The 22,883-nt window shown below is 64.8% G+C and carries 19 protein-coding genes; 10 read left to right on the forward strand and 9 right to left on the reverse strand.

The annotated features are described in order from the left end of the window. Nucleotides 1–14: 14 nt before the first annotated feature. From glyS to HV711_RS26565, 4 genes are read left to right on the forward strand one after another with little or no spacing between them, the layout of a single operon-like run. A complete protein-coding gene (glyS, locus tag HV711_RS26550) occupies nucleotides 15–2,117 on the forward strand; it encodes a glycine--tRNA ligase subunit beta (protein WP_035484403.1) in 2,103 nt (700 codons plus the stop codon). Nucleotides 2,118–2,127: 10 nt separating this feature from the next. Continuing rightward, nucleotides 2,128–2,682, forward strand: a complete 555-nt coding sequence (gene gmhB, locus HV711_RS26555; RefSeq protein WP_013587130.1) for a D-glycero-beta-D-manno-heptose 1,7-bisphosphate 7-phosphatase — start codon at nucleotides 2,128–2,130, stop codon at nucleotides 2,680–2,682. Nucleotides 2,683–2,713: 31 nt separating this feature from the next. Further along, a complete protein-coding gene (locus tag HV711_RS26560; RefSeq protein ID WP_013587129.1) occupies nucleotides 2,714–3,472 on the forward strand; it encodes a lysophospholipid acyltransferase family protein in 759 nt (252 codons plus the stop codon). A gap of 42 nt (nucleotides 3,473–3,514) precedes the next feature. Further along, nucleotides 3,515–4,408 carry a M48 family metallopeptidase gene (locus HV711_RS26565; protein ID WP_035484410.1) on the forward strand — a complete coding sequence of 298 codons (894 nt, stop codon included), beginning with the start codon at nucleotides 3,515–3,517 and terminating at the stop codon, nucleotides 4,406–4,408. A 31-nt stretch (nucleotides 4,409–4,439) separates the two neighbouring features. On the opposite strand, the gene gloA is transcribed toward HV711_RS26565, so the two are convergent. After that, nucleotides 4,440–4,826 (reverse strand): lactoylglutathione lyase, encoded by a 387-nt coding sequence (gene gloA / locus HV711_RS26570; RefSeq protein WP_013587127.1) that lies wholly within the window; start codon nucleotides 4,824–4,826, stop codon nucleotides 4,440–4,442. A 110-nt stretch (nucleotides 4,827–4,936) separates the two neighbouring features. Continuing rightward, entirely contained in the window at nucleotides 4,937–6,049 is a 1,113-nt protein-coding gene (locus tag HV711_RS26575; protein ID WP_035484401.1) for a porin, read from the reverse strand. Between the two features lie 344 nt (nucleotides 6,050–6,393). On the opposite strand from HV711_RS26575, the gene HV711_RS26580 reads away from it, so the two are divergent. After that, the gene (locus tag HV711_RS26580; RefSeq protein WP_028361894.1) at nucleotides 6,394–7,323 is read left to right on the forward strand and encodes a DMT family transporter; all 930 of its coding nucleotides are present in this window, start codon (nucleotides 6,394–6,396) and stop codon (nucleotides 7,321–7,323) included. A 199-nt stretch (nucleotides 7,324–7,522) separates the two neighbouring features. Here HV711_RS26580 and rsmA read toward each other — a convergent pair whose 3' ends face one another. The 4 genes from rsmA to HV711_RS26600 all read right to left on the reverse strand — a co-directional run bounded on the left by rsmA (nucleotide 7,523) and on the right by HV711_RS26600 (nucleotide 13,236). Beyond that, on the reverse strand, nucleotides 7,523–8,353 hold the full coding sequence (gene rsmA, locus HV711_RS26585; RefSeq protein WP_035484398.1) for a 16S rRNA (adenine(1518)-N(6)/adenine(1519)-N(6))-dimethyltransferase RsmA: 831 nt from the start codon (nucleotides 8,351–8,353) through the stop codon (nucleotides 7,523–7,525). Between the two features lie 71 nt (nucleotides 8,354–8,424). Further along, nucleotides 8,425–9,435, reverse strand: a complete 1,011-nt coding sequence (gene pdxA, locus HV711_RS26590; protein ID WP_035484395.1) for a 4-hydroxythreonine-4-phosphate dehydrogenase PdxA — start codon at nucleotides 9,433–9,435, stop codon at nucleotides 8,425–8,427. A gap of 5 nt (nucleotides 9,436–9,440) precedes the next feature. Next, nucleotides 9,441–10,802, reverse strand: coding sequence for a peptidylprolyl isomerase (locus tag HV711_RS26595; protein ID WP_035484391.1), 1,362 nt, complete (start codon nucleotides 10,800–10,802; stop codon nucleotides 9,441–9,443). 67 nt (nucleotides 10,803–10,869) lie between these two features. Then, nucleotides 10,870–13,236, reverse strand: coding sequence for an LPS-assembly protein LptD (locus HV711_RS26600; protein ID WP_028361895.1), 2,367 nt, complete (start codon nucleotides 13,234–13,236; stop codon nucleotides 10,870–10,872). 221 nt (nucleotides 13,237–13,457) lie between these two features. Here HV711_RS26600 and HV711_RS26605 point away from each other — a divergent pair, with 221 nt between their 5' ends. Then, nucleotides 13,458–14,570 carry an aminoglycoside phosphotransferase family protein gene (locus HV711_RS26605; RefSeq protein ID WP_035484389.1) on the forward strand — a complete coding sequence of 371 codons (1,113 nt, stop codon included), beginning with the start codon at nucleotides 13,458–13,460 and terminating at the stop codon, nucleotides 14,568–14,570. A 9-nt stretch (nucleotides 14,571–14,579) separates the two neighbouring features. Next, nucleotides 14,580–15,287, forward strand: a complete 708-nt coding sequence (murU, locus tag HV711_RS26610) for an N-acetylmuramate alpha-1-phosphate uridylyltransferase MurU (RefSeq protein WP_035484386.1) — start codon at nucleotides 14,580–14,582, stop codon at nucleotides 15,285–15,287. Nucleotides 15,288–15,320: 33 nt separating this feature from the next. On the opposite strand, the gene HV711_RS26615 is transcribed toward murU, so the two are convergent. Then, the gene (locus HV711_RS26615; protein ID WP_035484383.1) at nucleotides 15,321–17,231 is read right to left on the reverse strand and encodes an ABCB family ABC transporter ATP-binding protein/permease; all 1,911 of its coding nucleotides are present in this window, start codon (nucleotides 17,229–17,231) and stop codon (nucleotides 15,321–15,323) included. Nucleotides 17,232–17,255: 24 nt separating this feature from the next. On the opposite strand from HV711_RS26615, the gene HV711_RS26620 reads away from it, so the two are divergent. Both HV711_RS26620 and HV711_RS26625 read left to right on the forward strand, forming a co-directional pair. After that, nucleotides 17,256–17,420, forward strand: a complete 165-nt coding sequence (locus tag HV711_RS26620; protein ID WP_175145338.1) for a hypothetical protein — start codon at nucleotides 17,256–17,258, stop codon at nucleotides 17,418–17,420. Nucleotides 17,421–17,504: 84 nt separating this feature from the next. Then, nucleotides 17,505–17,900, forward strand: coding sequence for an acyl-CoA thioesterase (locus tag HV711_RS26625; RefSeq protein ID WP_013587116.1), 396 nt, complete (start codon nucleotides 17,505–17,507; stop codon nucleotides 17,898–17,900). Nucleotides 17,901–17,937: 37 nt separating this feature from the next. On the opposite strand, the gene HV711_RS26630 is transcribed toward HV711_RS26625, so the two are convergent. Both HV711_RS26630 and HV711_RS26635 read right to left on the reverse strand, forming a co-directional pair. Then, nucleotides 17,938–21,048, reverse strand: a complete 3,111-nt coding sequence (locus HV711_RS26630; protein ID WP_175145340.1) for a sensor domain-containing protein — start codon at nucleotides 21,046–21,048, stop codon at nucleotides 17,938–17,940. 369 nt (nucleotides 21,049–21,417) lie between these two features. Then, nucleotides 21,418–21,894, reverse strand: coding sequence for a nitrate reductase associated protein (locus HV711_RS26635; protein ID WP_013587114.1), 477 nt, complete (start codon nucleotides 21,892–21,894; stop codon nucleotides 21,418–21,420). Between the two features lie 114 nt (nucleotides 21,895–22,008). Here HV711_RS26635 and fdhD point away from each other — a divergent pair, with 114 nt between their 5' ends. Continuing rightward, nucleotides 22,009–22,851: a formate dehydrogenase accessory sulfurtransferase FdhD gene (fdhD, locus tag HV711_RS26640; RefSeq protein WP_244142745.1), complete on the forward strand. Its 843-nt coding sequence runs from the start codon at nucleotides 22,009–22,011 to the stop codon at nucleotides 22,849–22,851. Nucleotides 22,852–22,883 lie beyond the last annotated feature (32 nt).

The following is a 22,883-nucleotide window of genomic DNA, read 5'->3' on the forward strand; positions in this document are numbered from 1 at the left end:
GAGAACATCAAGAAATGACTCAACCCCATCAAGCTACCCTGCTGGTCGAACTGCTGACCGAGGAACTGCCGCCCAAAGCGCTCGCCCGTCTCGGCGACGCTTTCGCCGAAGGTATTGCCGAGCGCCTCGCCGCGCGTGACCTGATTGAAGGCGAACTGTCGTTCGAGCGTTATGCCACGCCGCGCCGTCTCGCCGTGACGGTGAAGAACGTGCGCGCGGTCGCGCCGGAAAGACAGGTGCGCGAAAAAGTGCTGCCGGTTTCCGTCGCGCTGGACAAGGACGGCCAACCCACCGCGCCGCTCGCCAAGAAACTCGCGGCGCTCGGCTTCCCCGATTTTTCGGTGAGCGACCTGGAGCGCGCGCAGGACGGCAAGGCGGAAGCATTCTTCCTGCGCTACGCCGCGCCGGGCGCCACGCTCGCGGAAGGCCTGCAAGGCGCGCTCGACGAAACACTCGCGAAGCTGCCCATTCCGAAGGTCATGACCTACCAGCGGCCGGACGGCTCGAATGTGCAGTTCGTGCGTCCCGCGCATCGCCTCACCGCGCTGCATGGCGAGCACGTCGTGCCGGTCAGCGCGCTCGGCATTGACGCCGACGACACCACGCTCGGCCACCGCTTCCTGTCCGAAGGCTTCGTGCAGATCCAGCACGCCGATTCGTACGTTGACACGCTCATGCACAAAGGCCGCGTCGTGCCGAACTTCGCGGATCGCAAGGAAACCATCCGCACCCATCTGCTCGCGCACGCCGACGGCGATCAGGTCGTGATGCCGGAAGCGCTGCTGGACGAAGTGACGTCGCTCGTCGAATGGCCGGTGGTGTATTCGTGCCGCTTCGAGGCCGAATTCCTGCAAGTGCCGCAGGAATGTCTGATCCTCACCATGCAGACGAACCAGAAGTATTTCGCGCTGACCGACGCGAACGGCAAGCTGCGCTCGCGTTTCCTGATCGTGTCCAATATCGAGACGGCGACGCCCGGCGACATTATCGAAGGCAACGAGCGCGTGGTGCGCCCGCGTCTCGCGGACGCGAAGTTCTTCTTTGAGCAGGACAAGAAGAAGCCGCTCGCGGATCGCGTGCCGCTGCTCGCCAACGTCGTTTATCACAACAAGCTCGGCTCCGCGCTGCAGCGCGTGGAGCGCCTCGAATCGCTGGCCGGCGCGATCGCCGCGCTGACCGGCGCGGACGTGGCGCTGGCGAAGCGCGCCGCGCGTCTCGCGAAAGCCGATCTGATCACCGACATGGTCGGCGAATTCCCCGAGCTGCAAGGCACCATGGGCACGTACTACGCGCGCCATGACGGCGAGCCGGAAGAAGTCGCGCTCGCGTGCTCGGAGCACTATCAGCCGCGCTTTTCCGGCGACGCGTTGCCGGCCACGGCAACGGGCACGGTGGTCGCGCTCGCCGACAAGCTCGAAACGCTGGTCGGCATCTGGAGCATTGGCCTGCAGCCCACCGGCGAAAAAGATCCGTTTGCGCTGCGCCGCCACGCGCTCGGCGTGCTGCGCATCCTGGTGGAAAAGCAACTGCCCGTGGACTTCGTCGAACTGTTGCGCACGGCTCACGCGCAATTCGCCGCCCTGCCGAACGTAACCGACTCGACCCAGGCCATCTACGAATTCAGCATGGACCGCCTGCGCGGTTTGCTGCGCGAACGCGGTCATGCGCCGGGTGAAATCGACGCGGTGCTGGCGCTCAATCCCACGCGGCTTGACGACATCGTCGCGCGTCTGGATGCGGTGCGCGAGTTCGCGGCGTTGCCGGAAGCCGCGTCGCTCGCGGCAGCCAACAAGCGCATCTCGAACATTCTGAAGAAGTCGGAAGGCGCAACGGCAAGCGGCGGCGTGCAGCCGGCGCTGCTCGTCGAGGCAGCGGAAAAGGCGTTGTTTGCGCAGCTCGAACAGGTCGCGCCGCGCGTGCAGTCGCAGCTCGCCGCGCGCGACTACACGGGCGCGCTGACCGCGCTCGCCGCGCTGCGCGAACCGGTCGACACGTTCTTCAACGACGTGATGGTCAACGCCGAAGATCCGGCGCTGCGTGCCAACCGCCTGGCCCTGCTCGGCGCGCTGCATCAGCAGATGAATTGCGTCGCGGATATTTCGCGACTCGCCGCCTGAGCTACGCGCCATGCCGACCAAAAAAGTGGTGATCCTCGACCGCGACGGCGTGATCAACGTCGACTCCGACGCGTTCATCAAGTCGCCGGACGAATGGGTCGCGCTGCCGGGCTCGCTGGAAGCCATCGCGCGTCTGAGCCAGGCGGGCTATCGCGTGGCGATTGCGACGAATCAGTCCGGCATCGGCCGGGGCCTGTTCGACATGAATGCGCTGAACGCCATGCACCTGAAGATGCATCGCATGGCGGCGGCGGTCGGCGCGCGCATCGACGCGGTGTTCTTCTGCCCGCACACGGCGGAAGACCATTGCGAATGCCGCAAGCCGAAGCCCGGCATGTTGAAAATGATCAACGAGCGTTTCGAGGTCGATCCCGAGAACACGCCGGTGGTCGGCGACGCAATGCGCGATCTGCAAGCGGGCGCGGCGCTCGGTCATCCCGTGCATCTGGTGCTGACGGGCAAGGGCCGCAAAACGCTCGCGGCCGGCGGCTTGCCGGAAGGCACGGTGGTGCACGACGACCTGAGGGCATTCGTGCTCGACTTCCTCGCCGACGCCCAAGAGTGACGCGCGTCCCTAACTCCCACAGACCACGCCGATGCGCTTCATCCGTTCTTTGCTGCTGCTGATCTACTTCGTGCTCTTCACGGTGCCGTACGCGATCGCGTGCTTCATCGCGTTTCCGTTCATGCGCGCCGACAGGCGCTACTGGATGGCGGCCGGCTGGTGCCGCGTCACGCTCGCCGTGGCGCGTTGGCTGAACGGCATTCGCTACACGGTCCAAGGCATGGAGAACCTGCCCGACGGACCGGCGGTGCTGCTGTCGAAACATCAGTCGGCATGGGAAACGCTCGCCTTTCCCGCGTTGATGCCCAAGCCGCTGTGCTACGTGTTCAAGCGCGAACTGCTGTACGTGCCGTTTTTCGGCTGGGCGCTCGGCCTTTTGAAGATGATTCACATCGACCGCAAGGAAGGCAAGTACGCGTTCGAGTCGGTCATCAGGCAAGGCAAGGCCCGCATGGCGGAAGGCGCCTGGGTGATCATGTTTCCGGAAGGCACGCGCACGCCGACCGGCAAGCAGGGCAAGTACAAAACCGGCGGTGCGCGCTTTGCGATCGCCACCGGCGCGCCGGTCGTGCCGATCGCGCACAATGCCGGACGGGTGTGGCCTCGCAACTCGTTTCTCAAATATGCGGGTATAGTCACAGTGTCGATCGGCAAGCCGATTCAGACAACGGGGCTCACGCCCGATGAAGTGAACACGCGCGTCGAACAGTGGATCGAAGCTGAAATGCGTCGCATCGATCCCGCTGCGTATCGCGCGGCGGACAGCAGTTCCGCCGCCGCACCTATCTGACGCGCCACGCCCTCGAAGGCGTACTTGCGCGAAGCCGAATCAATGCAGAAGTCTCCTACGCCGCAGCCCGCTGCGGCGCTCGATAACCGGCAACTCGATCTCCCGCTCTTCGCCGAGCCGGGGTCGACGTCGTCGTCGCCTTCACCTTCACCGTCCGCGCCTGGCGCCACACCTCAGGGCCAGCAGCCCCCCGTGCCGCTCGCGCCGGACGGCAGCAAGCTGCGCAGTCTCGTCATCGGCTCGCGCACGTTGCATTACGCGCTCAAGCGCTCGGCGCGCCGCTCCATTGGCTTTGCCATCGACGGCACGGGTCTGACGATCACCGCGCCGCGCTGGGTCACGCTCGCGGATATTGAAACAGCGATCACGGAGAAGCAGCGCTGGATCTTCACGAAGCTGATTGAATGGCAAACGCGTGTCGAACAACGCGCGCTGCCGAAGGTGGACTGGAAAGACGGCGCAGAAGTGCCCTATCTGGGTCAGCCGGTGCGCGTGACGCTCGGCTCGCCGCACGGCACGCTCGCCTTCAGTGCGGAAAATTGCGCACTGCAAGTGCCGCTGCCCTTGCAAGCCGACCCGCAGCAGATCAAGGACCGCGTGCAAGGCTGGTTGCAGAGCGAGGCGAAGCGTCTGTTCGGCGAGCGTCTGGCCGTCTACGCCGAGAAGCTGGGCGTGAACTATCGCGCGTATGCGCTTTCGTCAGCGGCCACGCGCTGGGGCAGTTGTTCCAGCGACGGCAAGATTCGACTGAACTGGCGGCTGATTCACTTTCCGCTTTCCATTATCGATTACGTGGTCGCCCACGAACTCGCGCATCTGCGGGAGATGAACCACAGCCCGCGCTTCTGGCAAACAGTCGAATCGATCTTCCCGGAATTCCGCGAAGCGCGGCAGACGCTGAAGTCGCATCCGCCGGAATTGCTGCCCACGCTCTAGTGCCCTAAAGCCCTGAGCCCTGACGCCCGCGTTACTTTTTCTTCTGAATGAACTCGATCTTGTAGCCGTCGGGATCGGTGACGAATGCGATCACCGTCGTGCCGTGTTTCATCGGCCCGGCTTCGCGCACCACCGTGCCGCCTTGGGCCTTGATCTTCTCGCACGCCGCATAGGCGTCTTCCACCTCGACGGCGAGATGCCCGAAGCCGGTGCCCAGGTCATACGACGGTGTGTCCCAGTTGTGCGTCAACTCGATGACGGCGCCGTCGGCCTCGTCCGTGTAGCCGACGAAAGCCAGCGTGAACTTCCCCTCCGGATAATCCTGGCGGCGCAGCAGTTTCATGCCGAGCAGTTCGGTGTAGAACGCGATTGAACGGTCCAGGTCGCCGACCCGAAGCATGGTGTGAAGAAGGCGCATCATGTACTCCCTGTTGCTTGATGTCGAGAGCGTAAATGTACCCGGAATCGACCGCCGTTGCAGTCGGGCCGCCGCTCGCCTCGCCCGCGCGCAGCCCCCGCCACCACGCTTCAGAACTGATGCCGCAGCCCCGCCATCAAGCCGATTTGCGAGCCTTTCTGCGCGAGTCCCACGCTATTCACACCTTGCAGCTGCGCGCCGATCAGATCGCCGCGATACAGCGAATAGTCGCCTTCGACGTAGACGTCCGTGCGCTTTGACAGGTTGTAGTCGGCGACAAGCTGGTATTGCCACGCCGAGCCGTCCTTCGCGGCGGTCTTGCCGTCCTGCAATGTCCGCCAGACATTCGCCGCCAGATGCCACGCGTTGCCGACCTGCTGCGTGATGCCGCCCATGAACATGCGCCGCCGCGAGAAGTCTGTGTACTTGAGCGCGGTCAGCGAGGCTGCGGAAAACGGACCGTTGGCGAAAGTCGAAAAACCGGCGTCGGCGCGGTTGACGATATAACCCAGCGAAAAGCGCGTCTTGTTCCACGTATAGGAGCCGCCGAATGTCCATGCTTTCGCCGCCGCGCCGTTGACCGAGTCTTTGGATTCCTCGTACGCGCCGCCGACGGTGAACGGCCCGCCCGCGGGCGCATAAGCCGCCGCCGCGCCGATCTGACTGCCATACGAATTACCCGCGTTGCCGCCGAACGCGTAACCGGCCGCGAAGCTCAGGCCGTTGTACTTCGCCTGATACTGCACCTGGTTGCTGGTCCAGATGCCGCCTGTCATCGTCACTTCGGGTTGGAAGCTGAAGTCGTACGGAATCCACGGATTGCTGCCGTAACCGCCGACGGTAATGCCCTCGATCATCACGTTGTACTGACGGCCGAGAATGACCTGCCCGTAGGAATTCGAGCGCACGCCGATTTGCGCTTCGTTGAAAAACGGCAAGGTCGGATCGCTCTGCCCGCTGTTGATGAAGATGCGATTTTCGAGCTTGAAAAAGGTCGACCAGCCGCCGCCCAGGTCCTCGACGCCCTTGAGCCCCCAGCGGCTTTGCGTCATGCCGCCGGTGCCGAGTCCGAGCGAGGAGTCGCCGGCTTTGTTTGCGTGGGTCAGATAGCGCACGCTCTCGTCGACCACGCCGTAGAGCGTCACGCTCGACTGCGCCTGCGCGACCACCGGGCAGCCGAGCGACAACAGCGCCGCGACGGCTGCGCCTCTGCTGAGGGTCATCGTCTAGTCTCCTCGTCGTGGTTCCGCCTCACGCGGATAGAGTTGGGGGCCGCCGATTCGCGCCACGCCGGCTCGCTAAATTCCTACGGAAGCTCGGAATTCGCGACGTAGCGCGTACGAATCTACCGACAGAAAGCGTCGTCGAACCTTAGCGCGAAATCGAAATGGTAAGAAATATGTGTTGCGCGCGCGTTGCGCCGCCGTCGCTAAATCAGCAAATAACTTGCGACTTGTAAGAAGCACGCGTAGGCGGTGTGGACATCGGCTGAAAGAACGGGGGCGTTTGGTATCGTACGGGCTGCATCGTCCAACCTTGCCTCGGCTTCATCGCCACGACCTTGCCCATGAGCACCACTGCCCTGCCCGCGCGTCGCGCCCCCGATGGTTTCGCCGTCCTCCTCATGGTCGGCTTGTGCGCGATCTGGGGTTTCCAGCAAGTCGCGATCAAGAGCACCAACGCCGCGCTGCCGCCGCTGTTTCAGGCGGGCTTGCGCTCGGCCTTGGCGGCGCTGCTGGTGTGGGGCTGGGCTCGCTCGCGCGGCACGCCGCTTTTTCGCGACGACGGCACGCTCGCCGCCGGCCTGCTCGCGGGCATGCTGTTCGCCGCCGAATTCGTGTGCATCTTTCTCGGGCTCACGCTGACCAGCGCGTCGCGCATGGCCGTCTTCCTGTACACCGCGCCGTGTTTTACGGCGCTGGGTCTGCACTGGTTCGTGGACGGCGAGCGCATGCGGCGCATTCAATGGCTCGGCATTTTCGTGGCGTTCGCCGGCATGACGCTGGCTTTCGCGGACGGCTTTCTACATGGCGCCACCGCGAGCGGCTCGACGCTCGGCGCCGTGGCCGGCGACGCGCTCGGCGTGCTGGCCGGCATCGCATGGGCCGCGACGACCGTCGTCGTGCGCGCCACCCGGCTTGCGCAGTCGAGCGCGAGCAAGACGCTCTTCTATCAACTGGCGGTGTCGGCCGTGGTGCTGCTCGCCCTGGCGCTCGGGCTCGGCGAGGCGCGCGTCGACACGGTCACGCCGCTCGCAGTCGCGAGCCTCGCGTATCAGGCGATCGTGGTCGCGTTCGTCAGCTATCTGGTGTGGTTCTGGCTGCTCACGCGCTATGTCGCGTCGCGCCTGTCGGTCTTCTCGTTTCTCACGCCGCTGTTCGGCGTGACCTTCGGCGTGCTGCTGCTCGGCGAGTCGTTCAGCTTGCGCTTTCTCATGGCGGCGGCGCTGGTGCTGACCGGCATCGCGCTGGTCAATGCGCCGGGCAAGCGGGCGTAAACCGCCTGGCGCGCCTGGCGGGAAGGCTCGTTGTTCGGTTCAGGAAAGAAGCCCGGCTGTGCTCCCTCTGTGGGAGCCGCTGCATCGCGCTGCGCAAGTGGTGTACTGGAATGTCGCGGTGCCTCACTACGGCGACTGCTTTGAGCGCTCACCCGCTCATTCGCTTACCAGCTCACAAGGCCGCCGGCGTGTAGCGCGCTCAGGCCTTTGCCGCCACGAGTTGCGCCACGCGCACATATTCGGCCACCGGCACGTCTTCGGCGCGGCGTTGCAAGTCGAAGCCGATGGCGTCGAAGTCGACCGTATCGCGCAACGCAGCCAAGGTGTTGCGCAGCATCTTGCGCCGCTGCGAAAAGGCCGCGGTGACCACCTCGCCCAACACGCGCTCGTCGACCGGCGCCAGTTCGTGCGGCGCATAAGGAATCATGCGCACGATGGCGGAATCCACTTTCGGCGGCGGCTGGAATGCCTCGGGCGGCACGTCCAGCTGTTTGTCGATCACATAGCGATACTGCAGCATCACCGAAAGACGGCTGAATGCCTTCGTGCCCGGCTCGGCGACCATGCGCTCGACCACCTCGTTTTGCAGCATGAAGTGCTGATCGATCACGCAATGCGCGAAGGTAGCGAGGTGAAACAGCAGCGGGCTCGAAATGTTGTACGGCAGATTGCCGACAATGCGAAGCGACGGCGCGTCGCCGGACGCCGCCAGCGAGCCGAAGTCGAACGCGAGCGCGTCGCCCGCGTGCAGTTCGAGCAAATCGCCGAATTTGTTTTTCAGACGCCCGATCAGATCGCGGTCCAGCTCGACGGCATGCAGCGGCGCCTCGGGCGTCGCGAGACGCTCGATCAACGGCTCCGTGAGCGCGCCGAGCCCTGGCCCGATCTCGACCATGCGTTCGCCGCGCTGCGGCCGGATCACGTCGACGATCGAATCGATCACGCCGAGGTCGACCAGAAAGTTCTGCCCGAAACGCTTGCGCGCGATATGACCTTGGTGCCGGCCCTGTTGCTGTCTGCTGGTGGACATCGAAGAAACGCTAAGAATGAGAACTGCTTGAAAAAGACGCCGCGCAAGCCTGCCGATGATGCCGCGTTGACTCAGCCCGCGCGGCGATGGTGCGCCATGGAAACCGCGGTGTCGATGGCGGCGATCAGGCTGCCCGCGTCGGCGCGGCCGGTGCCGGCGAGATCGAGCGCCGTGCCGTGATCGACCGACGTGCGGATGATCGGCAAGCCCAGCGTAACGTTGATGCCTTCGCCGAACGTCGCATATTTCAGCACGGGCAGGCCCTGATCGTGGAACATGGCAAGCACGCAGTCGGCTTCGTCGAGGTAGCGCGGCTGGAACAGCGTGTCGGCCGGATAGGGACCGCGCGCGTCGATGTCTTCACCGTTCACGAGCTTCAGCGCAGGCGAGATCACGTCGATTTCTTCGCGGCCCAGATAGCCGTTCTCGCCCGCGTGCGGGTTGAGCCCCGTGACGAGGATGCGCGGCGCGGGCAAGCCGAAATGATGCCGCAGGTCGTGATCGACGATGCGCAGCGTGTCGACGAGTCCGTCAATGGAAAGCGCCGCCGAAACGTCTTTGAGCGGCAGATGCGTAGTGGCGAGCGCGACGCGCAGCGGACGCTTGCCCGTGCCCGCCAGCATCATCACCACGCGCGGCGTGCGCGTGCGTTCTGCGAGATATTCGGTGTGACCGGTGAAGGGCACGCCCGCGTCGTTGATCGTGCTCTTTTGCAGCGGCGCGGTGACGATGGCGTCGAAGGTGCCGGCCATTGCCCCGTCGATGGCGCTGTCCAGCAGATCGAGCACATAGCGCCCATTGGCCGCATTGAGCTTGCCCGCGACCGCCGGCGCCCCGAGCGGCCGGTGCTGCACCTGAATGCGCTTGCCGTCCGCCAGCAGCGCGCTCCAGTCCACGCCCACGGCGCGCGCGCGCTCCGCGAGAAGCGCCGCATCGCCGAGCACGGTGAACTGCGCGTTCGGCCAGTGCGTTGCCGCGCCCGCCAGCGCCTGGGCTGTCAGCTCGGGACCGACGCCGGCCGGCTCGCCGGTCGTGATCGCGACGTGCAACGGCAAGCTGGCGGACTGGGCGGTGGTGCTCATGGTGCTTACTGAATGCTCGACAGGTCAGGCTTGACTTCGACATACGCGGTGTCGCGCAGTTCGCGCAGCCAGTCGGCGTAAGCCTGCTCGGCCTTGCGCTGACCGATGGCCTGACGGGCCAGGTCCATTTGCTGGGCGATCGAGCCTTGCGCTTCGCGGCGCTCCAGCACCTGAATCAGGTGATAGCCGTATTCGCTGCGCACCGGGTCGCTGATCTGGCCGTCCTGCAGCGTGTTCATGGCGCGCTCGAATTCCGGCACCGTCTCGCCCGGGCTGATCCAGCCGAGGTCGCCGCCTTGCGACGACGACCCGTCCTGCGAATAGGTGTGGGCGAACTTCGCAAAGTCGCCGCCTGCCTGGATTTCCTTCTTGATTTCGAGCAGCTTCTGACGCGCTTGCGGCTCGGACATGCCGTCGCCGACGCGCAGCAGAATGTGGCGCACGTGCGTTTGCACGAGCTTTGGCGCGTCCGAGCTCGTGCCCTGACCGGCGCGGCGGTCGACGAGGCGCACGACCTCGAAGCCGTCATTCGTGCGGATCACTTCCGGATTGACCTCGCCCGGACGCAGCGCCGAGGCGGCCTTGACGAATTCCGGCGGCAGCTTCGAAGGCGCCGCGTAGCCCATGTCGCCGCCCTTGGCCGCGTCGGGCGCCTGCGAATTCGACTTCGCCAGTTTCCCGAAGTTGGCGCCGCCCTTCGCTTCGGCGAGCAATGTCTCGGCCTTCTTCTGCGCCGCTTCGATGTCGGTTTGCGGCGCGTTCAGCGGCGCCTTCAGGAAAATGTGCTCCATGTGCAGGTCGCTCGTCGCGCCGGCATTCGGGCCGCGCTGACTCGCGATGTAGTTCGCGACTTCCGCGTCCGACACCGTGACCTTGCTGTCCACTTCCTTCTCACGCAGACGCGACAGCGTCAGCTCGGTACGCGCGTCGCTCGTGAACGTGGCCCAAGGCACGCCTTGCGCCTCGATCCGCGCACGGTACACGTCGAGCGACAGGTTGTTCGCCTGGGCGAGCCGTTCGAGCGTTTTCTGCACGGCGGCGTCGTCGACATTGATGCCGTCTTCCTTCGCCTTCTGCAGCTGGATGCGCTCCAGCACCATCTGGTTGAGCACCTGCTGACGCAACTGGTCGGCGGGCGGAATCGGCGCGTTCTGCTGATTCAGACGGCGGGTGATGAGGTTCACGCGCTCGTCCAGCTCGCGCCGCGTAATGACGCCGTTGTTGACCACTGCGGCAATTGTGTCGACCGTCTGGCCGCGGTTGCCGGCGAGCGCCTGCGCCTGTACCGGCGCAACCGACACGAAAGACGCCACGGCGGCGAGACCTGCCGCGAGCGTTGCCAAGCGAAGCTTTTTCATGATTGCCACAGATACTCCAATGATGTCGGGCACGCTTGGCCCGTCTTTTCGCATTCGATGAACGACCGGGCGAGCGTCATTCGTAATTGATGAACCGCGACTCCGGCGGCGGCGGTGGCGGCAGCGGCGTATAGCCCGCCACGCTGCTGCGGAACGCGGCAATCAGCCCGTTGTCGACGCTCGACAAGCCCTTGAACGTCAACTGCGCGAGAAAGCGCGTGCTCGACTGATGCTGCCCCGACGTATTCAGCCCGTTTGCGTAGCGCTGAATACCGGCGCCGAGCGTCCAGCAGTCTGCGTCGTACTGCAGACCGACGAGTCCGTCGACGATCCGATGCCCGCCGAGATCGTAATTGAACCGCCCAACCCCGAAAACCCGATGCGACAGCGGCCATTGGCCCGACACCAGCACCTGGTTGATCGGCTCATTGTCGAGCGTGGTGTTCGCGCGCGTGTAACGATACGCAACGTTGAGCACCTTGCCGGTGGCCGGACTGAAACCGAAACCGACGCTCGTCTTGACCAGCTGGTTGTTGTCCGCATTATATTGGAACGCAGTTTCCGACGCGAAACCGGCCCCGAGCTTGAGCGACGCGCCCACGATCAGGTCCGAATGCGTGGCCTGCGTGCTCGTCTGGTTCGGCAGCAGCGTAACGCGCTGATCCTGAAAGTAATACTGCTGCGCGATCACGAAGCGCGCGCGCTCGTCGCCCGTTGCCGGATTGATGAAGCGCGTGGTGATGGCCGCCGTCAGGCGGTTCGCGTCCGCGATGCGGTCGTTGCCGACGAACGTGTTCGGCGTGAAGATTTCCGCGAGCCCGAAGTCGGATTCCGCGGTGTCGAAAAGCGGCGCCGATGCCTGGTTGCGATACGGCGTGTACACGTAGTACAGGCGCGGCTCCAGCGTCTGGATGTAGTCCTCGCCGAAGAGCCGCACCGAGCGGTCGAAAATGAGCCCCGTGTCAAAGGTCAGCGTCGGGATCGACTCGGTGAAGTTCTTCGGCGTGCCGGCCGGCACGTCATTGCTGATGTTGTTCAGGTTATACGACGCGAAGTGCCACTGCACCTTCGGCGTGACGAAATAACCGGGCCCGACGACCGAGTACGAAATGTACGGGTTGAACATCACCCGCTGACCCTGCGTCATGTCAGCGGTCGTGATGCGGAAATTCGTGTAGTCCGCCTCGGCGCCGAAGTCGAAGCCGCCCACGTTGTACTTCGCGTACTTCACGTTCAATTGCGGCTCGCGGCCATACGGCGCGACCGACGGCGTGAGCGTCTGCCAATGCTGCTCGCGCGCGAGCACGGACCACGGTCCGTTGTTATAGGTCAACCCGGCTTCCTGCTGATACAGGAGCTGGGTGCCGTTCATGAACTGATTCGCCGACGACGACAGGTCTTCCGGATACGTGTTGTCCGAAACCTTGTTGTAGTAGATGTAGCCGCCGAACCCGTTGCCGAAGTTCTGGTTGTGCTGGATGTACAGCGCGTAGCGGTTGGTCTTCGTCAGCCGGTCGTTCGGCAGGAATTCGCCGGTGATCGAGCCCGAATACGTGGGCGACAGATAGCGGAACGCGGCCTGCAGCTGCACACCGCGCTTGGAGATCAGACGCGGCGTGAGCGTCAGATCGCGATTGGGCGCGATGTTGAAGTAATACGGCACCGAGAGTTCGAAGCCGTTCGTCGAACTGAGCGAGAAGGTGGGCGGCAGGATACCGCTGCGCCGCTCGCCCGACAGCGGAAACGACAGCCACGGCGAGGCGAACACCGGCACGCCCTGGAAAAACAGCACGCTGTTGTAGGCCACGCCTTCGTCGGCGCCCGTGTCGAAGTCGAATTCGCTGCCCTTGATGTACCACGCCGGATTGTCCGTGCACGCGCAGGCCGTGTACGTGCCCTTGGTGAACACCGAGCGCTCGTTGTCGAGCAGGTCGACGCGCTCGGCGCTGCCCGAACCGCCCGTCACGTTGAAGTGGTACTTGGGCGCGGTCATGAAGCCTTCGCTCGAATCCACGCGCATGTGCGCTTCGGGTCCGGCGAACGTCGTACCGTTGTTGTTCAGGCGAACCTGGCCGTATGCGTCGGCCATGTCCGAGTCCTGATCGTAATGCAGCGCGTCGGACTTGATCACGACCGTATTGCGCCGCACTTCCGCCGCGCCCTTCACGGCCAGGTCCTGATCCGTCGTGCCGTTGGTCGAATCGCCGAGCACGAACGTGGCCGGCTTCTGTCCCGGCTGCAGCACATGGTCTTCGAGTTGCGGGGCGAGCTGCATGCCCCACGGCGGGTCGATCGGCTGCGGCTGCGCGGCCTCGCCGACCAGTTGGGCGTGAGCAAGCGCGGGCACGAGGCCCGGAACGGCGATCAACGCCGCGACGAGCCGCCTTTTGCGCGGCATCGCGGCACAAGAGGGATTCGTTTGGGAAAGCTGTCTAGGCGGCATGTATCGTTTGGCGAATCGGCCCGTCCGTCAGCTTCTGCAGTCACGATCCACCGCCTGCACACCACGACCGTGACAGTCGGCTGCACATCAATATTTACAATCTCCGAACGGTGAGGCGGGCGGTAAAGCGGAATACGCGAAAGCTGGCGTGAGTCGCGTCAAAAAAGTCGTGGGGTATTATATGGCAAGACGTTGCCCCTCTGAATTTGCCGCCGGTTTTCATGACGCTGCCTCCTTCCCAAGACTTCACCCACCCTTCCTCCGACAGCCGCCTCGACCTGCTGAAGGCCTGGCTGCAAGGCCATGCGGCCCGTTACGCACTGAATATCGGCACGCTCGCGCCCGCTTCCTCCGACGCCAGCTTCCGGCGCTATTTCCGGCTCGCCGGTAAGGCGGCGGAAGGCGACAGCGCCGGCACGCTGATCGCCGTCGACGCCCCGCCGCCCGAAAAATGCCGCGAGTTCGTGCAGGTCGCGCGGTTGCTCGAAGCGGCCGGCGTGCATGTGCCGCGCATCCTCGAGGTCGATGTCGACGCGGGCCTGATGCTCGTCACCGATCTTGGCACTGCCTCGTATCTCGGCGCGCTCACCGCCGCGCAGAAGGAGAACGACCCGCGCGGCGCACGCACGCTGATGCGCGACGCGCTCGACGCGCTGATCCGCTGGCAGCTCGCCTCGCGTGAAGACGTGCTGCCGCCGTTCGACGAAGCGTTTCTGCGCCGCGAGATGGAACTGATGCCCGAGTGGTTCATCGGCAGGCACCTCGGGCGCGAGGTCGACGACAACACGCGCGGTGTGCTCGACCGCACGTTCGCGCTGCTGATCGCCAGCGCCCGCGCGCAGCCACAGGTATTCATGCTGCGCGATTTCATGCCGCGCAATCTGATGGTGTGCGCGGAACCGGGCGCGGCCGAGGCAGCAAACCGCGCACTGAACCCCGGCGTGCTCGACTTCCAGGACGCCGTGTACGGTCCTATCTCGTACGACGTCGCGTCGCTGCTGCGCGACGCCTTCCTCAGCTGGGACGAGGAGTTCGAACTCGATTGCTTCGTGTACTACTGGGAGCGCGCGAAAAAAGCCGGCCTGCCGGTCGACCCCGACTTTGGCGAGTTCTACCGCCAGATCGAATGGATGGGTCTGCAACGGCATATCAAGGTGCTCGGTCTCTTTTGCCGGATTAATTACCGCGACAGCAAGCCGCATTACATGAACGACTTGCCGCGCTTCATCGGCTATGCGCGCAAGGTGGCCGAACGCTACGCGCCGCTGCGTCCGTTCGCGAAGCTGCTCGACGATCTCGAAGGCCGCGCGAACGAGGTCGGCTACACGTTCTGAATAACCACAATGTCCCTCAAAAAAGCGATGATTTTCGCCGCGGGTCGCGGCGAACGCATGCGTCCGTTGACCGACGCGCGCCCCAAGCCCTTGCTCGAAGCGGGCGGCAAGCCGCTCATTGTCTGGCAGATCGAGCGGCTTGCGCGCGCGGGTTTTCAGACGATCGTGATCAATCACGCGTGGCTCGGCGAGCAGATCGAGGCCGCGCTCGGCGATGGATCGCGCTGGCAGATCAAACTGCGCTATTCGCCGGAGCGTAAAGCGCTGGAGACCGCGGGCGGAATCGTACAGGCGCTGCCGCTGATCGAAGACCACGGCGCGAGCGAAGTGTTCGTCGCGGTGAGCGGCGACGTGTACGCGGATTTCGACTACAGCGTGCTGAACGCGCAGGCCGAAGCACTGCGGGCTTTGCCCGCACCCGGCATGCATCTCGTGATGGTGCCCAATCCGCCGTTTCATCCAAACGGAGACTTTGCACTCGAACGCGGTGTGCTGTCGCTCGAAGCCGGGCGGCGCTTCACCTTCGGCAATATCGGACTCTACGACACGCGCATGTTCCGCGACCTGCCGCGCGGCACGCGGCGCGCGCTCACGCCGTATTACCGCGAGACGATTGCACGCGGCCTCGCAACCGGCGAGCTCTACGAAGGCTTGTGGGAAAACGTCGGCACGCCGGCACAACTCGCCGAACTGGATCAGCGTTTGCGCGCGCGCTGAGCGCGGCAAGCTGTTCCTATCGATACGGCTCGCTCAGCGCGCCGGCAGCTCCGCGCGGTCGGGCAGCGTTGCGGCGCCGGCGCTTTCCGCGGCTTGCGACGCCTCGGTCGCGCGTTGCTGCTGCAGCGCCCACATCTGCGCGAAGAGGCCGTTGGCGCGCAACAGTTCTGCGTGCGTACCGCGCTCGACAATACGCCCCTTGTCCATCACGATGATCTGCTGCGCGTGAACCACGGTGGAAAGCCGGTGCGCGATGATGAGCGTCGTGCGTTCGCGCGCAATCTGATCGAGTTCGTGCTGGATAGCGCGCTCCGAACGCGAATCGAGCGCGGACGTGGCTTCGTCGAACAACAGGATGGGCGGATTCTTCAGGATGGTCCGCGCAATCGCGACGCGCTGCTTTTCGCCGCCCGAGAGCTTCAGGCCCCGCTCGCCGACCGGCGTGTCGTAGCCTTTCGGCAGTCCTTCGATAAACTCGTGGATATGCGCGGCACGCGCCGCCGCAATCACTTCCTCGCGCGTCGCCGAGGGACGTCCATAGGCGATGTTGTAGTAGATCGAGTCGTTGAACAGCACGGTGTCCTGCGGCACGATGCCGATCGACGCGCGTAACGACGCCTGCGCGACATCGCGAATATCCTGACCGTCGATGGTGATCGCGCCGCCCGTCGCGCGGTCCAGATCGTAGAAGCGGAACACGAGCCGCGCGAGCGTCGACTTGCCCGAGCCGCTATGGCCGACCACCGCGGTCGTCGTGCCGGCAGGAATCGTGAAGCTCACGTCGTGAAGAATCTGGCGCGCCGGCTCGTACGAAAAATTCACATGCTCGAAGCGCACTTGCCCGCCGCTCACCTGCAGCGGCGGCGCATTCGGCACGTCCGGCACTTCCTGCGCCGCGCCGAGCAGCGTGAACATGCGGTCCATGTCGGTGAGACTCTGCTTGAGCTCGCGATACACCACGCCGAGAAAATTCAGCGGAATATAAAGCTGCAACATGAACGTGTTGATGAGCACGAGGTCGCCGAGCGTCAGGCGCCCCGCCATCACGCCTTCCGTCGCGCGCCACAGAATGAACACAAGCCCCGTGCCGATAATCGCCTGCTGCCCGAAGTTCAGCGCGGAAAGCGAGCGCTGCGACTTGATTGCCGCCGTGCGATAGCGCTTCAGGTTTTCGTCGTAGCGGCTTGCTTCCCACTCTTCATTGCCGAAATACTTGACCGTCTCGTAGTTGAGCAGGGAGTCGATGGCGCGCGAGTTCGCCTTCGAATCGAGCTCGTTCATCGTGCGCCGGAAATGCGTGCGCCACTCGGTCACCTTCACCGTGAACACGATGTACACGGCCAGTGCCACGAAAGTCACAACCGCGTAGTACGCCTCGTATTTGACGACGAAGAAGCCGAGCACGAGGCCGACTTCGACGAGCGTCGGCAGAATGCTGTACAGCGAATACGAAATGAGCTGCGTAATGCCGCGCGTGCCGCGTTCGATGTCGCGCGACATGCCGCCGGTTTGCCGCTCCAGATGAAACCGCAGCGACAGGCCGTGCAGATGCCGGAACACCTTCAACGCGAGCTGGCGCACCGCGTTCTCGGTGACCTTGGAAAACAGAATCTCGCGCAATTCGGTGAAGAGCGACGTGGAGAGCCGCACCACCGCGTACGCGACCACGAGCAGGCCGACGCCGCCGAGCAGCACGATGCCCGGCGAATCGTGCGCACGCCCGAGCGCCGTGAGATGCTGCACGGAGGCGAGACTGTCGACGATCCGTTTCATCACGATCGGCACGCCGAGGTTGGCGACCTTCGCGCCGATCAGGCAACTGAGCGCGAATACGACACGCCACTTGTAAGTGGCGAGATACGGCAGCAGCGACAGGATGGTCTGCCAATCGTTGCGCGGCTGGGTGGAAATCGGCGAGGGTTCGGACGGAAGCGAGCGGCGCATGGTTCGGCTGGGGAGAAGGGGGAAATGCCGGAGTCCACCGCGGTCGCGGGCCCGCAGCGCGTGCGTGAGCACGCGGCCTCGTCGCGCAACCCGCCTGGGCGCTTTCCCGTACAATTCCTGATCTTCGTATTGTCGCAGAAGCCGGCGGGCGCCGCTTTTATCGGCCACGCGGCCGTGGTGCCGGGCTGAGGCGGGCTAAGCCGCCCTGCGCCCGATCATGTCTGCGCCCATCGCCGAGCGCATCAAACCAACCCGCGTTTTCCGAGTGTCCTCATGACCGATAACCTCCAACTTCCGCAAAAGCCTTGCGCGCTGCGCGTCATGCCGCAACCGGCGGACGCCAATATTCACGGCGACGTGTTCGGCGGCTGGATCATGGCGCAAGTGGACATTGCCGGGTCGATCCCGGCGAGCCGTCGCGCGAATGGGCGGGTCGCGACCATCGCGGTCAATTCGTTCCTGTTCAAACAGCCGGTGTTCGTCGGCGACCTGCTGAGCTTTTACGCGGATATTGTCAAGACGGGCAATACGTCCATTACCGTTTCCGTCGAGGTCTACGCGCAACGTATGAGCCTCGCGCAAGACATCGTGAAGGTGACCGAGGCCACGCTGACCTACGTCGCCACCGACAGCGACCGCCGCCCGCGTGCGCTGCCCGCGCTGGACTAAAGCAGCGACGAGGGTTCAGGGGCGCGCCTTCGCCGCGTCACGCCAGCGCCGGTTCGCGCGCCATGCCGCCCTTCATCAGTTCGGAGATGGCCTCGGTCGACAAAGGCTTCGCGAAGTAGAAGCCTTGCATCTCGTCGCAGGCGCGCTCCTTCAGGAAGTCGAGTTGCGCCGAGGTCTCCACGCCTTCGGCAATCACCTGCAGCTTCAGCGAATGCGCGAGCGCGATGATCGCCGAGGTAATGGTCTCGTCGTCGCCCGAGATGCCGATGTCGGACACGAACGACCGGTCGATCTTGAGCCGATCCACCGGGAAGCGCTTCAGATAGCTGAGGCTCGAATAGCCGGTGCCGAAGTCGTCGATTGCAAGGCCGATGCCGAGCGCACTCAGTTCGTTCAGCATCGACACGGCCTCTTCCGCGTTGCGCATGATCGCGCTTTCGGTCAGCTCCAGTTCCAGGTATTGCGGCTCCAAGCCGGTTTCGTCGAGCACCTGCATGACGAGCTTCGCGATATCGCGCTGCTGGAACACGCGAGCCGACAGATTCACGGAGACGCGCGCCGGCGGCAAACCGAGGTTTTGCCACGCCTTGTTCTGACGGCATGCTTCGCGCAGCACCCATTCGGAAAGCGGCCCGATCAGCCCGCTTTCCTCGGCAACCGGAATAAACGACGACGGCGGCACGAGCCCCGCTTCGGGGTCGCTCCAGCGCACCAGCGCCTCGGTGCCGACAATCTGGCCGGTGTGAATATCCACTTGCGGCTGATAGTGCAGCAGGAACTGGTTGTCGCGCAGCGCGCGCCGCAGACGCTGCTCGAGTGCAAGGCGTGCGCCCGCGCTCGCGTTCATCTCCGGCTGATAGAACTGGAATGTGTTGCGGCCCATGTCCTTCGCGCGATACATCGCGAGGTCGGCCTTTTTCATCAGCGTTTCCGCGTCGTCGCCGTCTTGCGGGAACAGGCTCGCACCCATGCTGCAGCCGACATACAGCTCCGTGCCGTCGAGCCACACCGGCTCCGAGATCGACGCGCGTACGCGTTCCATCCACGCAATCAGCGATTGTTCGTCGACGGTATCCGTCATCACGATCACGAACTCGTCGCCGCCGTGGCGGGCGACCGTATCGCTCGTGCGGGTGCAGCGCGCGAGCCGCTCGGCCACGACGCCGAGCAGCCGGTCGCCGACGCTGTGGCCGAGGCTGTCGTTGACGTTCTTGAAACCGTCGAGGTCCATGAACACCACCGCGACGCCCTTGTGATGCCGCTGCGCGACGATCAGCGCATGCTGCAGACGGTCGCGCAGCAGGTTGCGGTTGGGCAGGCGCGTGAGGCTGTCGTAGTTGGCCTGGTATTCGAGCTGTTCCTGATAGCGCATCAGATCGGTCACGTCGTTGATCACACCGATGTGATGTGTGATCACGCCTTCCGCATTCGGCACCGGCGCGATGAAGAGCTGATTCCAGAACAGCGCGCCGTCCTTGCGATAGTTGCGCACCACCGCGCTCACTTCGCGATTCGCGGCGAGCGCCTCGCGGATCAGCGCGACGCCCTCCTGATCGCGGTCGTCGCGTTGCAGCACGCGGCAGTCGTGGCCCATCACCTCGGCAGGATCGTAGCCGGTGATGCGCATGAAGGCCGGATTCACATACTCGATCAGGTTGCCCGCCGGCGAAGGCGCCGTGATCAGAATCGCGTTGACGCTCGCGTCGAGCGCGCGGCTTTGCAGACGCAGCGCGAGATCCGCGCGCTTGCGCTCGGTGATGTCCGTGTACGAACCGAGCACGCCGATCACGCGGCCGTCGCTGTCCGTGAACGGCAGCTTGCTCGTGACCGTCGTGCGATGCACGCCGCCGATCACCACGTCGACTTCGAAGTTCATCTTCGGCACGCGGGTCTGCACCACTTCCCTGTCGTGCGCGTTGAGCAGCTCCGCGAACGCGCGCCACGGCATGTCCGCGTCGCTCTTGCCGACCACCTGCTCGGGATACGACAGCCCCGCGTCGCGCGCGAACGCCATGTTGCAGCCGAGATAGCGCGACTCCAGGTCCTTCCAGAAAATACGCTGCGGAATGTTGTCGATCACCGTTTCGAGCATCTGGTTCGAGCGCTGCGCCTCGGCTTCGGCATTGATCTGCTCGGTGACGTCGTCGGCGAGAACAAAGAATGCGGCGCGGCCCAGGAAGTTCAGCGCGTGATAGGAAATGTCCGCGCTGATGAGCGAGCCGTCCTTGCGCCGGTGATGCCAGATGCCCGCCATCGTGCGGCCGCGCTCGGCGCTGTCGGCGCGCAGCAGATGCGACTCGAGCCGCCCGATCTCGCTGTTCGGCCGGATCGCGCGAATCGTCATGTCGAGAAACTCGCTCTCCGAATAGCCGTACTGCTGGATCGCGGCTGAATTGACGGCGAGAAAGCGCAGCGTCTCGCGGTCGAAGATGTACATCGGCACGGGATGATCGTCGAACAGACTGCGAAAGCGCTCGTCATTGCGGCCGAGCGCGCGTACGCTGTGGAGCTTCTTGCGCGCGCTGCTTTCGCGGGCGCCGAAGGTGAAGATCAGGAGCGCGCTGCCCGCGAGCATGGTCGCGACGAGAAGCAAAGCCGCATGCCGCCGCTCTTTCGACGCCGCCGCGAGCGACAGCTCCAGCGCGCGGTTTTCGGCAGCGCGCAGCGCGGCCAGGCCCGCTTCCATCCGTTGCAGACCGAGCCCGACATGCATGTAGGACGCCGCCGTCCATGCACGGGACGCGGCCGGCTCCTCTGCGTCGCGCGTGAGCAACGCATCGCCGATGTCGCGTTGCAGCGCGTGGCGGTCCGCGCCGAGCTGGGCGAGCGTGGCGAGCATGACCGGCTCGGCGACCAGCTCGCCGCGCAACTCGCTTTCGAGACTGGCGAGCGTCGCGTTCATCGTCGCGGCGGCGTTGACGGGCGTGTCCTTGCCCGAAGCCTCGAAGCGGGCGAGCGCGGCAAGGCCGCCGTCGAGCGCCGCCTGGTAGGCGTCGAGACTCTGGCGGACGCGCGTCGAATGCAGCGTGCGGGCGTCGGCGTCGCGCTGGCCGGCAATCTGCAGGCACGCGACGAACACGTTTGCGCCGAGCGCGACGGCCACGACCGCCATGTTGATCAGCAGCCGCTTCGAGATGAGAGGAGTCATGGGTTCCGAACGTCGATCGTTCTTCGGGCGGGAGCGCGAGGCCGCTTGCGATGCGAGTCTTTTACGCGCCAACCCATGGATAACGGCAGCGTTCGGGAAGGCTTTAGGGGGCGGGGTGAAAAAAATTCGTGGAGGGGGCCGAGGGGCCGGGGGGCTGCGGCTGGGCTGCAGCGGCAGGACGGCGGCGGCTCGGCGGCAGCAGCGGAAAGGCAGAGGCTCGGCGCCAGCGCCTGCCACCCGCTCCTGGCCGCCCGCAGCAAGCCGGCCGCAGCTAGCTGACCGCGCCTAGCCGACCGCACCTAGCCGGCCGCACCTAGCCGGCCGCGCCTAGCCGGCCGCGCCTAGCCGGCCGCGCCTAGCCGGCCGCGCCTAGCCGGCCGCGCCAAATTCCCTCATCGCCGGGATGAAGTCGTGGTTGATTTCCTGCTTGCGCGACAGCTTGGCGAGCACGTAGCGCTTGAACGGGTCGAGTTCCGCCCAGCGTGCCGCGCTCGGGGCCGCGAGGCCCGCCATTTTCGCCTGCCGCTCGACGCTCTCCGGCACGGCCTCCGTATTGCGCCAGGCGGGCGCGTCGTCGGGCGTGAACCACTCGGGCTCGACATTCGCATGAGTGCGCAACATCTCGAAAAGGGCGTGATCGAAATTCGGCTCGATCTCCGCGTCATCAGCAACGGGGAAGCGGGCAAGAAGCTTGCGGTCTTCCAGCGGCAGCATTTGCCATTGCGCGAGCGAAATGCGCAGCCCGAATCGATCGAGGTTGAAGCGAACCGACATCGGGATATAGGTGAAATTCTCCGACGACTGCACCTCGAAGTCGAACAGCAGCGGTGCCTCATTCAGTCCCATGGCAGTGTCCTCTTTGATGATGGGCAACGCGCAAGCCCGGCTTGAGGTATTTTAGAACCTTATTCGCACGGCGGCGGCGCGGCAAGGCGCGCGACGGCAAGGCGCGCGGCATTCATGGAGTGGATCAGCTTGGACGAATTGCAAACAGGCCAGCCCGGCGCGGTGAAGCGCGAGGTGCACCGCCATCGCGGCGCGGCGGTGGAAACGGTCACCGACCACGTCGGTCAGGAATGGCCGGTGGCACTGGTTTTCAACGGCATTTCGCATGCGGTGATGATGTGCACGCCGCGCGATCTGGAAGCGTTCGCGGTCGGTTTCTCGATTTCGGAAGGCATCGTGGAGCGCGGCAGCGACATTCAGGATATCGAGGTCGAGCTGCACGACGACGCCGACCTGCCGCACGCCGAAGTGCATCTGCAAGTCGTGCAGCAGGCGTTCGTCGCGCTGAAGGAAAAGCGCCGCGCGCTCGCCGGCCGCACCGGCTGCGGCGTGTGCGGTATCGAAAGCATCGATCTGCTGGATCTGAAGCCGGAGCGCGTGCCCGACACCGGCTTCTTGCAGCGGCTCGCGCCCGACGCCATTGCGCGCGCGGCCCGCGAATTGCCCGACCATCAGGCCCTGACCCGGCTGACCGGCGGCCTGCACGCCGCGGCGTGGTGCGACGCGGCGGGCGCGATCCGTTATGCGTTCGAAGACGTGGGCCGCCACAATGCACTCGACAAACTGATCGGCCAGCTCGTGCTCGATCGCGTGGATACCCAAGAAGGTTTCGTATTCCTGTCGAGCCGCGCGAGCTACGAGCTGGTGCGCAAAGCCGCGCGCGTCGACGTGCCGATGGTCGCGACCATTTCGGCGCCGTCGTCGCTGGCTATTGCGATTGCCCGCAAGGCGGGCGTGCGGCTCGTGAGCTTCTGCCGCGAAACGAGCTACGTCGATTACGACACGGTTCAGCCTTGAACCACTGCTCGCGAGCGTCGCGCGGGCCGCCT

It is taken from the genome of Paraburkholderia phenoliruptrix, assembly GCF_902859825.1.
GTDB classification, from domain to species: domain Bacteria; phylum Pseudomonadota; class Gammaproteobacteria; order Burkholderiales; family Burkholderiaceae; genus Paraburkholderia; species Paraburkholderia phenoliruptrix.

Coding starts and splice junctions, on each gene's coding strand:
- glyS (WP_035484403.1), top strand. CDS start 15: ATGACTCAACCCCATCAAGCTACCCTGCTGGTCGAACTGCTGACCGAG.
- gmhB (WP_013587130.1), top strand. CDS start 2,128: ATGCCGACCAAAAAAGTGGTGATCCTCGACCGCGACGGCGTGATCAAC.
- HV711_RS26560 (WP_013587129.1), top strand. CDS start 2,714: ATGCGCTTCATCCGTTCTTTGCTGCTGCTGATCTACTTCGTGCTCTTC.
- HV711_RS26565 (WP_035484410.1), top strand. CDS start 3,515: ATGCAGAAGTCTCCTACGCCGCAGCCCGCTGCGGCGCTCGATAACCGG.
- gloA (WP_013587127.1), bottom strand. CDS start 4,826: ATGCGCCTTCTTCACACCATGCTTCGGGTCGGCGACCTGGACCGTTCA.
- HV711_RS26575 (WP_035484401.1), bottom strand. CDS start 6,049: ATGACCCTCAGCAGAGGCGCAGCCGTCGCGGCGCTGTTGTCGCTCGGC.
- HV711_RS26580 (WP_028361894.1), top strand. CDS start 6,394: ATGAGCACCACTGCCCTGCCCGCGCGTCGCGCCCCCGATGGTTTCGCC.
- rsmA (WP_035484398.1), bottom strand. CDS start 8,353: ATGTCCACCAGCAGACAGCAACAGGGCCGGCACCAAGGTCATATCGCG.
- pdxA (WP_035484395.1), bottom strand. CDS start 9,435: ATGAGCACCACCGCCCAGTCCGCCAGCTTGCCGTTGCACGTCGCGATC.
- HV711_RS26600 (WP_028361895.1), bottom strand. CDS start 13,236: ATGCCGCCTAGACAGCTTTCCCAAACGAATCCCTCTTGTGCCGCGATG.
- HV711_RS26605 (WP_035484389.1), top strand. CDS start 13,458: ATGACGCTGCCTCCTTCCCAAGACTTCACCCACCCTTCCTCCGACAGC.
- murU (WP_035484386.1), top strand. CDS start 14,580: ATGTCCCTCAAAAAAGCGATGATTTTCGCCGCGGGTCGCGGCGAACGC.
- HV711_RS26615 (WP_035484383.1), bottom strand. CDS start 17,231: ATGCGCCGCTCGCTTCCGTCCGAACCCTCGCCGATTTCCACCCAGCCG.
- HV711_RS26620 (WP_175145338.1), top strand. CDS start 17,256: ATGCCGGAGTCCACCGCGGTCGCGGGCCCGCAGCGCGTGCGTGAGCAC.
- HV711_RS26625 (WP_013587116.1), top strand. CDS start 17,505: ATGACCGATAACCTCCAACTTCCGCAAAAGCCTTGCGCGCTGCGCGTC.
- HV711_RS26630 (WP_175145340.1), bottom strand. CDS start 21,048: ATGACTCCTCTCATCTCGAAGCGGCTGCTGATCAACATGGCGGTCGTG.
- HV711_RS26635 (WP_013587114.1), bottom strand. CDS start 21,894: ATGGGACTGAATGAGGCACCGCTGCTGTTCGACTTCGAGGTGCAGTCG.
- fdhD (WP_244142745.1), top strand. CDS start 22,009: ATGGAGTGGATCAGCTTGGACGAATTGCAAACAGGCCAGCCCGGCGCG.